The 472-nt window shown below is 54.2% G+C and carries 1 protein-coding gene; it reads left to right on the forward strand.

The annotated features are described in order from the left end of the window. Positions 1-472 (forward strand): ATP-binding cassette domain-containing protein (locus ACTHTJ_RS10815; protein WP_440362682.1); only part of this gene is annotated, 472 nt, incomplete at both ends.

Below are 472 nucleotides of genomic sequence, written 5' to 3' on the forward strand. Positions count from 1 at the left end.
ATATACCTTCGGGCATGACTGTCATTATTGGCCCGAATGGTGCGGGCAAATCTACTTTGCTGCGGGCCTTAATCGGGCAAACAGGGCAGAGGGGAATCACGCTTTTCGGTGAGGCAGTTACGCCGCAAATCCGCGCGGGCAGGGTGGCATGGGTCGGGCAGCATGGCCGTCATAATATGCCGATGACCGTACGTGAATACATTGCGTTGGCGTCATTCGTACAAAAAGGCCGTCTGAACCATGAATGGGCGGACGAGTTGCTCGATTATTTTGATTTGAAGGCATTGGCGGATAAGCGTATCGGCAAGCTCTCAGGCGGCGAGCAACAACGCGCCAACATCATCCGCGCCCTGTTGCAAAACGCGCAGGTCTTGCTTTTGGACGAACCGTGCAACCATCTCGATATTCGCCACCAACACCGCCTGATGCAGTATTTGGTCGGGCATTCAAACCGTGCCTCATCAATGATGGT

It is taken from the genome of Neisseria sp. P0018.S001, from assembly GCF_051957355.1.
Classification (GTDB): domain Bacteria; phylum Pseudomonadota; class Gammaproteobacteria; order Burkholderiales; family Neisseriaceae; genus Neisseria; species Neisseria subflava_A.